Origin of the sequence: Halobacteriovorax sp. HFRX-2_2 (assembly GCF_043196705.1) — a bacterium.
Taxonomy (GTDB): Bacteria; Bdellovibrionota; Bacteriovoracia; order Bacteriovoracales; family Bacteriovoracaceae; genus Halobacteriovorax_A.
On sequence record NZ_JBEBMT010000001.1, the window covers coordinates 855,897 to 869,188 of the forward strand.

12 protein-coding genes and 1 tRNA gene are annotated in these 13,292 nt (G+C 36.8%); 6 read left to right on the forward strand and 7 right to left on the reverse strand.

Translation table 11 applies throughout. The features are described 5' to 3' along the window. Positions 1 to 14: 14 nt before the first annotated feature. Positions 15 to 974, reverse strand: coding sequence for a hypothetical protein (locus ABMA79_RS04085; protein WP_393090512.1), 960 nt, complete (start codon positions 972 to 974; stop codon positions 15 to 17). 121 nt (positions 975 to 1,095) lie between these two features. Here ABMA79_RS04085 and ABMA79_RS04090 point away from each other — a divergent pair, with 121 nt between their 5' ends. Continuing rightward, complete coding sequence (locus ABMA79_RS04090; protein ID WP_393090514.1) at positions 1,096 to 2,682, forward strand: PilZ domain-containing protein; 1,587 nt, start codon at positions 1,096 to 1,098, stop codon at positions 2,680 to 2,682. 94 nt (positions 2,683 to 2,776) lie between these two features. Here the strand turns inward: ABMA79_RS04090 and ABMA79_RS04095 are convergent. After that, positions 2,777 to 2,863: transfer RNA gene (locus tag ABMA79_RS04095), tRNA-Leu, on the reverse strand. A 233-nt stretch (positions 2,864 to 3,096) separates the two neighbouring features. On the opposite strand from ABMA79_RS04095, the gene ABMA79_RS04100 reads away from it, so the two are divergent. Both ABMA79_RS04100 and ABMA79_RS04105 read left to right on the forward strand, forming a co-directional pair. Continuing rightward, positions 3,097 to 4,242 (forward strand): hypothetical protein, encoded by a 1,146-nt coding sequence (locus ABMA79_RS04100; protein WP_393090517.1) that lies wholly within the window; start codon positions 3,097 to 3,099, stop codon positions 4,240 to 4,242. 16 nt (positions 4,243 to 4,258) lie between these two features. Beyond that, positions 4,259 to 5,776 (forward strand): hypothetical protein, encoded by a 1,518-nt coding sequence (locus ABMA79_RS04105; RefSeq protein ID WP_393090520.1) that lies wholly within the window; start codon positions 4,259 to 4,261, stop codon positions 5,774 to 5,776. 74 nt (positions 5,777 to 5,850) lie between these two features. Here the strand turns inward: ABMA79_RS04105 and aat are convergent, their stop codons facing one another. From aat to ABMA79_RS04125, 4 genes are read right to left on the reverse strand one after another with little or no spacing between them, the layout of a single operon-like run. Then, on the reverse strand, positions 5,851 to 6,549 hold the full coding sequence (gene aat, locus ABMA79_RS04110; protein ID WP_393090523.1) for a leucyl/phenylalanyl-tRNA--protein transferase: 699 nt from the start codon (positions 6,547 to 6,549) through the stop codon (positions 5,851 to 5,853). After that, the gene (locus ABMA79_RS04115; RefSeq protein WP_393090525.1) at positions 6,536 to 7,639 is read right to left on the reverse strand and encodes an arginase family protein; all 1,104 of its coding nucleotides are present in this window, start codon (positions 7,637 to 7,639) and stop codon (positions 6,536 to 6,538) included. The genes aat and ABMA79_RS04115 overlap by 14 nt, the downstream gene beginning before the upstream one ends. 15 nt (positions 7,640 to 7,654) lie before the next feature. After that, a complete protein-coding gene (locus ABMA79_RS04120) occupies positions 7,655 to 8,608 on the reverse strand; it encodes an NAD(P)-dependent oxidoreductase (RefSeq protein WP_393090528.1) in 954 nt (317 codons plus the stop codon). A gap of 32 nt (positions 8,609 to 8,640) precedes the next feature. Next, the gene (locus ABMA79_RS04125) at positions 8,641 to 10,269 is read right to left on the reverse strand and encodes a YiiX/YebB-like N1pC/P60 family cysteine hydrolase (protein WP_393090530.1); all 1,629 of its coding nucleotides are present in this window, start codon (positions 10,267 to 10,269) and stop codon (positions 8,641 to 8,643) included. A 162-nt stretch (positions 10,270 to 10,431) separates the two neighbouring features. On the opposite strand from ABMA79_RS04125, the gene map reads away from it, so the two are divergent. Then, positions 10,432 to 11,199 (forward strand): type I methionyl aminopeptidase, encoded by a 768-nt coding sequence (gene map, locus ABMA79_RS04130; protein ID WP_392856057.1) that lies wholly within the window; start codon positions 10,432 to 10,434, stop codon positions 11,197 to 11,199. Positions 11,200 to 11,201: 2 nt separating this feature from the next. Continuing rightward, entirely contained in the window at positions 11,202 to 11,900 is a 699-nt protein-coding gene (locus ABMA79_RS04135) for a (2Fe-2S)-binding protein (protein ID WP_393090532.1), read from the forward strand. Here the strand turns inward: ABMA79_RS04135 and ABMA79_RS04140 are convergent. Then, positions 11,893 to 12,477, reverse strand: coding sequence for a hypothetical protein (locus tag ABMA79_RS04140; protein WP_392856052.1), 585 nt, complete (start codon positions 12,475 to 12,477; stop codon positions 11,893 to 11,895). The genes ABMA79_RS04135 and ABMA79_RS04140 overlap by 8 nt on opposite strands. Before the next feature lie 82 nt (positions 12,478 to 12,559). Between ABMA79_RS04140 and tatC the strand changes: the two genes are divergently transcribed. Continuing rightward, entirely contained in the window at positions 12,560 to 13,291 is a 732-nt protein-coding gene (gene tatC / locus ABMA79_RS04145; RefSeq protein WP_392858005.1) for a twin-arginine translocase subunit TatC, read from the forward strand. Position 13,292: the final 1 nt, after the last annotated feature.

The following is a 13,292-nucleotide window of genomic DNA, read 5'->3' on the forward strand; positions in this document are numbered from 1 at the left end:
ATTTTAAAGGCACCTTAGGGTGCCTTTTTTATTTCACCTGAAGATAATTCAAAACTCCCATCCACAAAAATCTTACGAATAAAGCACCCATCAATTTGTTTACCTTCACGTCGCATGGAAATGATTTCTTGAACGTTAGTATCAAGCTCGCTGCTTTTTATCGTTTTTAAGTTGTCACTAAAATGGATTGTTCGAGGAGGACACTTGAGTTCAAGAGTGATTTTATCTTCTTCGTCAAAGTAGTGCTCTAGGCCTTCTGAATCCGCTAACCAAGGCCTTTGGTCATTGATGATAATAAGGTCATCATCTTTATTATGAAGTGCTTTAAATGCCTTATATAAGCTCGTTTCCTCTTTATGAGAAAAAATGTAGCTATGAGGGTTATGGCGTGGGAAGACAAGTTTAGTTAGTTTCTTTTTTTGAGAGAAACTATGTCCAAGTCGGTTTAAAAGTTCACCATGAGACTCGATGGCGATAAGAGGTGCATCGATCTGTGGGATGATTTCATCAAGTATTTTTCCAACAGGGAAGTAGAGGAAGAAGTAATCAATTTTATCGTTCTTAATCAATTCTTCTTTAAAGATATCGTTAATAAAAATATGCTTCGTATTATTTAATATTTTTAAGGCGTAATCAATTCGCTCTTTGACTGGCTCGATACTAATCACTCTAATATTTGGAAAGAAGTGATTGGCCACAAAGGCCATCTTTGCGTAAGAGGCTCCGATATCACAGATGACGATTTCCTTAGCATGATTTAATTCATTGATTCTGTGTAGAATTTCATAGAAGTCTGAGAGGGAAGTATTAATGGCCTCTTCTTGTAGGCCACAAAGATAGAGTTCATCTGGTGAAGTTTGTTCTTTTTTGTTTAAACCTGCTTCGATTTTTTCAACAACTTGCACCTGAAAGCCAATTAATTTGGCCAATTCTTCTTCTTTTTTTTCTAATTGGTTTTTATTTGATTCTTCCACAATTCAATACCTTATCATGTCTCAAATAGAAGTTTGTAAACAAAAACAGAGTAAACTACTAATATTATTAAATTTTAGTTTAAATCCTACCGATATACTAGATAGAACAGTTGAGGAAATATTGAAAAAACTTTTCATCGCAGACACATTCACGACTTTTAGAGAGATCGATATTAATGATCTCTACGTTGAAGCGCTCTCGGGTGTCGTTTTTTCTAATCAATTTGGTTTTGATGTTAAGAAGTCTCAGTGGCTTGAGTTATCTAAGATGAGTCTGCCTCGAGTTGTTACTGAAGCTTTAAAACCAAGTCCTGATGTATTTGAAAAACCTGTATCTGCACCAGATGGACACAGTATTAAAAAAGAAGAGTTAGAGATTAAGAGTACCCATAATAATGAATTACTAAGTGCAATTTCTAAAATTGTAAAAGATGAAGTTTCAACAATCGGAGATCAACTTCGAGAAGAGTTTGGTCAAAAGATTTCAAACGTCGAAGAAAGGATTGGAGATATCACGCAACTTATTGGTTCATCGGGGAGTGATCGCAGCGACGTTATTATCGGTAAGCTAGAATCAATCTTAGATGAGACTCATCTTATCAGTGACGTTAATCGTAAGATCACAAAAGTTCTATCCACAGCACGTGAGTTGGAGGATGGAAATTCAAGTTCTCAAGAGTACCAATCAAAATTCAATGCACTTAAAATCAAATATAAAAATCTCGCCGTTGAAAATAAGATTGCAAGAAAGAATCTTTCAAAAGTAATTGCAAAGGCAAAGGCCTTAAATGCAAAGCTAGAAGTTGCTGAAAAAGAATTAGAAAATTTCAAAAGTTATACTGATAGTAAAATCGGCATTTCTGCAGTCAATGAAAAAGTGAAGATTGAAGATGTTACGCCACCAAAAGAAAGTACAAATGCTGGCCCTAAGATTAATCTTATTTCACGTGACTCACTTGTCTTAGAAGATGAGGATCGTACTGTTGAGATTGATTTAAGTGAAGAAGCGACTGGAGAGTTTGATATCTCAAGTGGTGGACTTGAAATTGCGACGCGTGCTCAAGTTGATGACCTAGAACTTGATCGACTAAATATTGAAGGACTTAAAAATGGTAAGTCTTTTGAAATCTCAAATAAGAAGTCATGGCAATATGATACGGGGGCCGGGGTAGTTGGGCCTTTACGTTTTGATGAAATGCTAGTTGATTTAGAAAAGAATATTATTACTTCTGAAACACTTGTTAAGAAGAAGGCCGGTGCACCTTGGGTTGCTGCCAAAGATTGCCTTGAGCTTAATACGCAAGCACAATTAGTTTCAGAGGATAAAGAAAATCCAGAAAATAATAAATATCAAATCGAAAGAACTGAGTACCGAGTTGATCTTCAAGAACTTGTCTCATTCTCACTTGTAGGAGTTCAAAAAGACTATAAGGGCTACCTGACAAATCTTTCCCTTAGTGGAGGATTTGTTGAAGTGACGAAATTTGAGAAAGAATTTGACAAAAATACTCGTGGAACGATCTATATCTCTGAGGGCCTATTTGGCCGCGCACTCGCAGTTGATTTCACTATCATGAGAGCATCAAAGAATCGTCCTAGAGGCTTTGGAATGCGCTTTGAGTCTGTTTCGGACTCGATCATGGAAGTTATTGGAGAGCGTATGATTGAAATCCTCAACAATAACGACGACTCTAAGAAAGCTGCTTAATTTACTATTTTGCATCGCGTTTCAAAAAAACGGACTGAATCAGTCTAAGTCCTTGATTAAATAAATGTATCCGTTGATAATTAAGAAAAGGAAATGGTGGTTCGGGCGGGACTTGAACCCGCACGGGGTTGCCCCCACTGGATTTTAAATCCAGATTGTCTACCAATTCCAACACCGAACCGCTATTTGTGTTTAACGATTTTGGACTATAACGTGTATATTTGTCAATTCAAAAAAACTACTAAATTCATTTTTCTTTTACTTGCAATTTTCATTGTAGGTTGTGCAACAAAAAAAATTGTCCTTCCGACTTCTCAAGTTAAGCCGGCTTGGTTCTCTGGAGAAGGTAATTTTAATTATCTTACTTATGAGGGCAGGGTTGTTCCGCATTTATTTTTCGACTTTGCACCACGTATGGATATGCGCACTAAGCTTGTGGATGTTTTTATTACAACGCCCCGTGATAGCGAAGTTCACTTCGAACTTGATTTAGTTAGTGGGCGAATTTTTAAAGAACGTAAATTTTGTAAAGAAAAAGATATTTGGAATGATTACACATCAAACGTATCAACTCCAAATTTTTCTTGGGCCGTTATTCCAAGACTTCTAGGACGCGATGGAAAGCCTCAGCGAGTGGCCGTCTTTGGTGATTTAAAATACCTTGTTGATGGTAGTTTTCCACGTGAAGAAACCATTCAAGTTCAAATCATTGGTGGCTATATTTTAAAGTCTTGTTTAACAGGACTTTGCGACTTAAATGATGACTGGAATTCAGAGGTTATTCTAATTGCAAAGAGTATGCTTGATGAGTCTCTTCAAGAAGTCCAAGGGCTAAATACCTTAAAGAAATATGTGGACTGGAAGTATGCGAAGGCCTTTATTGAAAACTCAATGGGTCGCAATGATGTGGGAAGAAAGCTTAAGGGGGCCTATCGTTTAGAATCTCCAATTCTGCCTAATCGTGCCCTTAAATATGTTATCAACTCAGGCCACTTGTTTTCAAATAGTGAACTGCAAACATTAAAAACGTCATGTCGTAAGGTGTATGATGACGCCCTCGTGATTTTCAGAAAAGAAGAAGGGATCTCTCAACGATTTATTGAATTCTATCGCAATCACCTGGATCGTTTTAGTCTATGTCGAAAGTATGTGCGTCCTTTCAATATTCAAAAAGAAAAGGATAAGCATTGGAAGTTAGAGTATTTGACGGCCTTTGAAAATGCAGTCCAAACAGGTTACTATTTTGACTGTCGTTTAAAGACATGGGTGCGCAATGTGAGAGATAGCAAAGGTAAATTTGTTGTCGATCAAAGAAAATTAATTGGTGGCTGTCGCGACCGAGAAATTGCCGCTTCATTTCCTGCAGCAATCACATTATTATCTAGTGCTGCTAACTCTGGGGCCCCATACTATCGCTATATTGAATACGATAGTGGTGCAGACACATTCAATCAAAAGATATATAATTGGGTGTGGTCAAATGGTAAGAAACAAAGTTGTGCTCCAGATAAAGAAGTTGGCCCAATCTTTCCATACGACGTAAGATTTAATTTAAAGTAATTGGAAAATTAAATAGATGAATATTTTTGATATCACGAACAAAATTCAGGTAAAATCAAAAGCAGAGCTTTCAATGCTTATGCTTTCTCACTTTGATGATCAGCATATAGTTTTCTCTGGCCTGACATGTCTTGATCTCTTAAATGCAGGTGAGCTCAAGGAAAAGTATAATCTTTTAAACGCACGCTTTTTACTTATCTATCAATTTCAAAATTTAAATGATCATAAAAGACACTTCTACGCCCTTTCATTGGGCTATGGACAAACTGCGCTTTCATTTGCTCATTTATTTGAGTCAATGACTTGGTTTGAGGCCGAAGTTAATCGAAATTTTGGTGTTCACTTCTATCGAAAAGAAGATCGTATTCAATATGAGGTTGTTACACCTGCGGGGAAGTATCACTTAGAAAAAGATAACCTTGAAGATTCTTTATGTAAGACGTACCTTTCGCCCCTTAAGGTGACTGGTGAAGAAATCGAAGTTCCGGTTAAAAAGTTTAATAATCCACTTTCAAGTTCGGTTATTCGTTTTAATATCGATGAAAACCGCATTAGTGATAGTTTCTTTGATTTTGACTTTAGTAAGTCTGAGTCTTTAGAAAAGCAAATTGAGGGAAAGAGTCTTGATGAGGCCATCTCTTTGCTATTAAAATCAAATTTACCACTAAAGAATATTACATCTCTGTTAAGCCTTGAGTTAAGTGAATACGTTGGAAACCTAGAGACAAGTAGCTCCGTAAAAATTCACCGTATGTTCATTTATGAAATTCTTTGTGCGCTTGAAAATTTAAAGTGCTTAGAAAAGGTTTTCAACCTTTCGTCTTTTACTGAGTTATATCAAATTTTAAATTATCAATTTGAGACCCTAAGTAATTTAACTAATCTTTCAGAGATTCAAACGAAAGACGAGCTTAGTAGGCTAATTAATTCTGAAGATCGCAAATGGGTTTACGATATTAGAGATCGTATTCATGATTATCAGGACATTATCAATGATATCATTCAGACGATAGAGGGGAATAAGTACTTTTTAAATTTAGAAAGCTACTTTCATTCAAATCTTGGGGCCCTCGATTTTTCACTTAAATCGATGCCTCTGCAAAGCTACGGTTATCACTATAATAGTAAGAAGTATGAACCTTTCTACGAATATAGTGACCTTACAAATACCGAGTTCCTTGCCCTTAATGGATCAACCTACGAACTCCTTTTGATTCGTTTAAAAGAATTAAAGAATACCTATTCAAATATTATTAAAATCTGTGAAGAATATCCTATTATTAGAAAAGGAGTTGAGCTAAAGCCTGACTCGCTTAAAACTGGGATATTCCTTGCGACAACACAAGTATCTTCTGGTGAAGTTTCAATTATTTCATATCTTAAAGAAGATGGTGTGATCGATCGCTTTCACTTGATATCGCCGACAATGGCAAATTTAAAATACTTCTCAAAGAGACTAAAGAAATTCGCTCTTTCACAAATTGCATGTGAATGGAATGCTTTAGGGATTAGTGAAGAGGAAATTGTAAAATGATTCTATCTAAAAATATTTATCAAAGCCGCTGGCGTATTGCGATCTTTTTTAAGAGGGCCGCATTATATTTAAAATTAAAAAGACTTAAGTAGATCTTTAACAGGTATTTTAGTATTCGGAAATTCGATAGGTGTTTGAGTAAATAATTGTCCAATTTCGCTAATAAAGATACTACGATCTAATTCAATAGCTCCAAATGATTTAGTAATAGGTGTAACCATTTGAGTATCAAGAAATGGGATCTGGTTTCTTTTAACTACTGAAAGAATAGCTAGTAGGGCAACTTTTGAAGCATTAGACTCTTTATAGAACATGGACTCACCACTTAGGAAATGTCCCATGCTTACTCCGTAGAGCCCGCCAATAAGTTGGTCCTTCTCGTCTTTAACCTCTACACTATAGGCCAAGTCTTGATGGAATAAATTAAAATAACCTTCAATAATTTCATCGGTAATCCATGTTCCTTCTGAAGATCCAGAGTGAACTTCTTGGCATTGTCTGATGACTTCTAGAAAGCCTTGATTGAATGATATTGTCCAGCCACTCTTTTTGACAAATTTAGCTAGGGAGCGACTTACTTGAATGTCGTCAAATCGAATCACTCCTCTTTGTGGAGGTGAAAACCAAGCAAGGGGGTACTCTTGAGAAATTGGCCAAGGGAAGATTCCACTTTGATAGGCCAATAGGAGAGAGTCATGGTGGAGGTCTCCACCAATTGCTAGTAGCCCTTGCTCATCTGCGATCTCGACTGGGGGAAACTCAATTATTGGCACTAATCATGGCCTCCATCATAAGAGCGCTCATTGCTGCTCCTACTTCAAGTGTTGTACGAGAGCCTTCTTCGCTTAGACCTACTAGTGGAGCAATTTCAACCATATCTGCACCAGTTAGTTTAAAGGCGTTAGTAAACTCTTTAATCATTGTAGCACACTCATGTGGCATTAGTCCCTCTGGTTCAGGTGTTCCTGTTGCACTCGCAACACTTTCATCAAGGGCATCAATATCAAAACTGATATAGATTTCTTCGATTCCTTCTTCCTTAAGTTCTTCAATTGTTTTAAGGGCCAATTCTTTTGCACCAATTTCTTTTACATCTTTTGCCCAATACTGATTTAGGCCAAATTCACTTTCCCAGTGCTCTTTTGATTTACCTGTTGAGCGAATTCCAAATTGATAACAATGCTTAGGAGTTTCAAGATCATCTAATACATGTGTTAGCCATGAACCGAAACAGTAATCAATACCAAGTCTTTCTCTTAAAAGGTCTGTGTGTGCATCAAAGTGGATAAGACCAACTTTCTTACCAAGCGATCTGCGATTATTGATCCAGGCCTTAACTAGTGGAAAGCTTACAGAGTGGTCTCCTCCAATACTAAAGATTTTTAAATCTTTGTTATTTTTGAAAACTTCATCAACGCTGGCCTTTGCAATGCTAAGGGGTGAAACACTTAGCTGCTTTCCCCCATATAGTGCATTTTGAGCACTTTTTATTGTTTCATCATTTAAATACTTATCGTGTAATAGGTGAGGGATTACCCTAATGTCACCTAGGTCAAAACACTGTTTATATACTTCAAGATGTTCTTCAATTAGTGTATTTCTAAGAAATAATGGGCCCCAGTTTGCACCTCTTTGAATTCCTCCTCCGCAGTCAGAGGCAACTCCTAAGATAGCGCAACCGTTTACATCTGCAAGCTTAGAAAGTTCATTCGTCCAAGCTGTTCTGATATCTTGATCTTCTGTTGTGTTATAGAGAACTTTAGTTAGCTTATCTTTTCTTTCCTTGGCCGTATTTACTGTAAATACTCCAAAACCTGGAGGGCATAGATAATCATTTAATAATGTTTCATTTGTTTTAGTCATATATAGTCCTTAATTTTAGATTAAAAAATCACCCTTAACACGAGAGCTTAGGAGTGCTGTTTTATAAAGGTCAAGCTCTTGGTCGTGAAGGTAGTCTCTAACAACACGCTTTTCAAACTTTATAATAGCATCGTTAATTCCCTCATACACTCCCGCAATATGTGAGCTGAGAGTTATATTAGAAAGGTGTTTGAATTCATTAAAGTCAATTGGCTCTTTTTCAAAGACATCAATAATTGCATGGGCATTCTTATTCTTACTTAAGAAGTTTACGAGGGCCTGCTGGTCGATAAGCTTGCCTCTTGCAGCATTCATGATAAGTACATCATCTTTTAAGAGTGTAAATATATCTTCATTGAGAATGTGATGTGATGTCTTATTTAGAGAACAGGCCATGATGATAATATCAGCGTTGGCCAGTTCTTCTTTTAAGTACTTAGTATTTTGTTGCTTATTTTGGTATGGGTCATAGTAGCTAACACTGACATTTAGTGTTTCAAGAGCATTACCTAGTCTTGCGCCAATTGGGCCACGGCCAATAATAAGAGTTTTTTTAGTGTGAAGAAGTTTTCTATTATAACTTCTTGCCTGATCCCATTGCTGGCGCTTTGGAATATTTCCTTGATGATTTAAGAGGGCCTGCAGATAGAATTGGGCCACGGCATTTGCTCTGATCTCATTTCCTAAAACGATAGGGAATTTCGCGTTTTTCACAAATTCAAGTGAGAAATTATCATAGCCAGAATTTGGGTGAATCCATAGAGCTATATTTGCGTGCTTAAGTGAACTTACGATACTTTCGTTATCTGTGTAGCTTGTTGAGATAACAATAACACTTTCACCATCTGGAATCTCAATAGGGGTGTCCACGCACTTGATACCAAGTTGCCCTAGTGACTGCCTTTCTTTAACGCGAAAGGCCTCTCCTTGATAGCTCGAAATTTCTGGTCGATAGAAGTAATAGTTCATACCCTTAATCTAGCAACTTTTTCTTTTCTTTGCTAGAAGGCGCTATAAATTAAGTCTTTCTTGATCGTTTTACACTTTTTATATGTGCGATATCGACCATTTATCGTTGAGCGCTGATCATGATCAACAACTTTAATTAAGCGACATGCTTTGATTTTCTTTTTGAACATATCTCTTGATTCATCGTAGTCAAAATCTAGATTATCTCCCATTTCTTTTTTACTTATACTGAACAGCTCATGCTTTCTGTTGGCCTTAATTGAGGCAACAAATTCAATGCCCGATCCTTTACGATAAGCATTCTCGATAATCTCGTCTGGAGAAATTGTATTTCTTCCTAGGATATAACTTGTTGGCCACCTCTTGTGTCCATAAGCATGGTAGGGAACCTCTGAGCATACAACCTTATCAAGAGTTGTGACATCAAAGTTAAAGTCATACTTCTTACCAAGTTGCTCAAGTGCAACCTTTGTCACCATCTCACGATCCCACTTATTTTCTAGGATTCCCTTTTCACGAATAATTGTGATCTCATCAATCTCTAAAAAGTCTTCAAGAGACACAAGGCGACTACCTGGACGAATGGACTCGACAATTGTTTTGCCTCGGCGAATCTCTTTATGATACTTCTTAATGAATGGAGTATTCCATAGTCCTGCAAGCTTTAGTTTTTCTTCTGTACCAAGGTAGATGGCGATATGACCAAAGTGACCAGGGATAAAGAAGTCTGTTGCTGCAAAAGGTGTTTTTTCTGCAATAATATCCAGTGGCCTTAGTACTGTCTCAAGGTAGTCAAAAGCTCTCTCGTTATCATACATATGACCATGGCGAAAACGTAGTTTACCAACAAGGTTTCCAAATAGTCCTGAGATGAAATTTGTCGTACGATTGAAGATCTCAACAAACCAATCACCAATGCTATAGAACTCAATAACTGGAAGTCTTTTATCAAGTAGGTGTTTTTCGATCTGAAACTTTTCAACAAGAACGACACCTCTTGTTAGATCAGGATTTAACAACTTAAGGTAGTAGTAATGATATTCTAGAAAGTTTCTTAGATCTGATTGTAGTTCTTCATTGAATTTTTTACTCTTTGCAATCTTTGTGAACTGCTTAAGAATCTCAACTTGTTTTTCGTTGTCGAGAACTTTAATGATCTCTTTTGTCACTTCTTTGATCGTTTTATTCTTGTAAAAAATATCGTGAGTCACTAAGTAGAGATTCACGTAATTAAGTTTTGCAAGTAGGTTTGTTACCTTGATTTGGGCAAACTCAAGCTCTGAGTATGAACGGGCATTACTTAAGTCCTTTATCGTATAAAGGCTGGATTTTTCCATGATTAGTGCAGCTGTATTCATGAGGTTACCAATAATTGATAAGTCTGCACCTCGGATTGGTTTTTTATCAACAGATTGTCGATAGATTAATCGACTATAGTTTTCTGTCACACTCACAAGATCATTACTTGCATTGATTAGTTTCTCAAGTTCACGAATATTGTAACCTAGCTTTGATGGATCATAGTTTGTGTCATTTATTCTTTCTTGAATTTCATTTATCTGAGTCATTGTCGAATGAAATAATTTATTGTCTGCTTTACTCTGTGCGTTTGCGTAAAGTACGTTCACAGTTAAGAGGAAAATGGCGATAATTTGTTTCATTGATAAGTCCTAATTTCTGAATTCTTTCGCCACATTATGCCATTTTAGGTACTTAGCGTGTTGTAAATTGTAAAATTTTTAACTTTGTCTATTCTTTAGTGGGTCAAACTATGTTAAAAGGAATGTATATTTAAGCACTTAGAATGAACCGAAGGGAAAAGTATGATATCGATCAAGTCGAAACGCGAAATTGAATTAATGAGAGCTACGTCGAAGTTAGCGGCATCAACTCTTGAGTATATTGAACCATTCGTAAAGCCAGGTGTGAGCACTGAGGAATTAAATACTCTTTGTCATGAATATATTATTAAAAATGGTGCTTATCCATCGCCATTAAATTATCACGGTTTTCCAAAGTCAGTTTGTACTTCACTCAATGAAGTTGTTTGTCATGGAATTCCAAGTACAAAAGATGTTCTTAAAGATGGTGATATTCTAAATATCGACGTCACAACATATTTAAATAAATTCCACGGTGATACTAATAAGACTTTCCTAGTTGGTAATGTTTCTGATGAAGTTAAGAAGCTTGTTGATGTAACTTATCAATGTATGATGGAAGGGATTAAGCAAGTTCGCCCAGGTGGCCATATTGGTGATATCGGTGCTTCAATTATGGAGATCGCACACGATCACGGTTACGGTATCGTTGAAGATTATTGTGGCCACGGTATTGGACGTGAGTTCCATGAGGATCCTCAAGTTGTTCACGTAGGAAAAAGAGGTAAGGGCGCAGAGATGAAGCCTGGTATGACTTTTACAATTGAGCCAATGATCAATCTTGGAACAAAGGACTGTAAAGTTCTTAAAGATGGTTGGACAGTTCTGACAAAAGATAAGAAGTGGTCGGCGCAATTTGAGCACACGATCTTAGTTACAGAAGGTGGCTTTGAGATTCTAACTCTTAGAAGCTATGAGGTTCATCCTTAATAGTGAATACGAGCCTAATTGCACCAGATTTAAAAATTACTAATCCATGCCGAGTTGAGCTTAGATTCTCTAAGCTCAATGAAGTGCGTGAGTACTTTGTTGAAAGTGATGATAGCTCTTTAAAAGAGCTCATTATGAATATTCTTGAACGAGCAAAGAGTTCTAAGTCACAATTATTATTTGAAATTGAAGATGCTCTTGCACAAAATTCAGGCCAGTCTCTAGAGCTTTTTAGCTTATTTAGAGAAGTACTAAATTATTTCTCTCCAAACCAACTAATGGCCATTGATACAGAAAATACGCTGTGTCGTTGCTTTGGTGTGAGTCGCAGTGAAGTTGCTGCACTTATTGAAAGGGGAGCAAGTGATCCTTTAACGATTACAAACCTATCCAAAGCCGCTGGTGGTTGTGGGTCTTGTCTTTCAGATATCATTCCAATGTTTAAAACAAGTCGCGAGGAAAAAGTTATTCCTGCTGTGACTTTCAATGGCTTTAAAAAAGATATGGTGGCAGGCAAAAGGCCATATCAATTCCTATTAGAAGATATTTATCCTTTAGCAGAGAAGCTTGGAGGAATTAGTATCGAGGGACTTATTGGACACCACCTTTATATTATTGGTGACGAAGAGGCCGCGAGTTCTCAAGAGTTTGTTTCTCATATAACGGCGCTGGACTCTGAGTTAAGTATTTTCTTTATTTAGTTTTTTTACACTTCTTTAATATTGCATCAATATTTTCTAGAGAATCATAAATCTTTAGTAGGGATTCTTTTGAACCTTTTAGAGTTGAAAGACTTACTTCTCCTTCAAGATAACGATAGCGAGCATAGAACTCTTTTAGACCTGGAATATTCTGTTCAAGACAGTCTGCGCTACTTGCTTGCACCTGTATTTTTGCAAGATACTCCATTAGAATCTTAATCGATTTCAAACGAAATTCATTATAAGTCGACATGGAATATTGAACACCAATCCCACCGTCTTCTTCTTTAAAATCAAAGATATTTCTTTGGCCTGTTGTCAGGGCCTTTAGAAGTTTCAGAGTCGGTGACTTACTTGGATCAGAACAAAACTTATTGTAATAACCTTTTGAGAATTGAGGGTTACCAACAGAAGAGATCTCATTGATCATAATTTGATTTAAGTGATAGCGTGGCCCCGTATCGTGCCTCTTAGCATAGTAGCTTTCTTCTTGTCCTAGACATAGCAATATCGTCTTTGCCTGGGCCGGAAGAGTGATCATAAAATTAACAATAAAAATTAATAATGGGTATTTCATTCGTTCTAACTGTGTTAAATTATTAGTATCAATTTATTTTACTTTAAGTATGGATGGAAAACTAGGGTAAGTTTTGAAAGAGATGGGATTAATTGACCATTTAGAAGAGTTGCGCTCTGCACTTATTAAGATACTAATCATTATTTTAGTATCTTTTGTGGTTTGTTACGCCTATGGTGACCTCATCCAGGAGATTCTGCTAAGGCCTCTTAGAAATGCTTTAGGTGACTCTGGTGGGGGCAAGGTTGTCTACCTTGGACTTCTTGATAAGGTACTTTCTCAATTTCAGGTAGCATTTTACTCAAGTGTTATTCTTTCTTGTCCTTTATGGTTTTACCAGGTTTGGAAGTTTATTTCTCCTGGACTCTACGATCATGAAAAGAAGGCCGTTAAGCCTTTCCTGATCATTGGTCTCTTTCTTTTTGCCACTGGTGTAAGCTTTGGCTACTTCATTGTCTTTCCCCTTACATTTGAAACACTAATGGGATTTGGGGTACAAAATGTTGAGGCAACAATTGGCCTAAAGGATTATCTGGTTCTTTCAAGCAAGGTCCTCGTTTTTCTAGGGCTTATTTTTCAACTACCAAATGTTCTTCTTATTCTCGGTTTTATGGGAATTGTAACAAAGCAGTCCCTAGCAAAAATGAGACGCTATGTTTACGTTGGTTTTGCGCTGGTCTCTGCGATGCTGACTCCTCCTGATGTGATTACAATGATGGGACTTTGGGTTCCTCTTGTTGCTCTTTTTGAGTTAGGTATCTTGGCCGTTGCGTTAATTGTTCACCCATATCTTTCTCGTCATCACATGAAATAGA

Excerpts from the sequence above, each read along its gene's own strand:
- ABMA79_RS04100 (WP_393090517.1), top strand. The coding sequence starts at position 3,097 with ATGGATATGCGCACTAAGCTTGTGGATGTTTTTATTACAACGCCCCGT.
- ABMA79_RS04105 (WP_393090520.1), top strand. The coding sequence starts at position 4,259 with ATGAATATTTTTGATATCACGAACAAAATTCAGGTAAAATCAAAAGCA.
- ABMA79_RS04115 (WP_393090525.1), bottom strand. The coding sequence starts at position 7,639 with ATGACTAAAACAAATGAAACATTATTAAATGATTATCTATGCCCTCCA.
- ABMA79_RS04120 (WP_393090528.1), bottom strand. The coding sequence starts at position 8,608 with ATGAACTATTACTTCTATCGACCAGAAATTTCGAGCTATCAAGGAGAG.
- ABMA79_RS04125 (WP_393090530.1), bottom strand. The coding sequence starts at position 10,269 with ATGAAACAAATTATCGCCATTTTCCTCTTAACTGTGAACGTACTTTAC.
- map (WP_392856057.1), top strand. The coding sequence starts at position 10,432 with ATGATATCGATCAAGTCGAAACGCGAAATTGAATTAATGAGAGCTACG.
- ABMA79_RS04140 (WP_392856052.1), bottom strand. The coding sequence starts at position 12,477 with ATGAAATACCCATTATTAATTTTTATTGTTAATTTTATGATCACTCTT.
- tatC (WP_392858005.1), top strand. The coding sequence starts at position 12,560 with ATGGGATTAATTGACCATTTAGAAGAGTTGCGCTCTGCACTTATTAAG.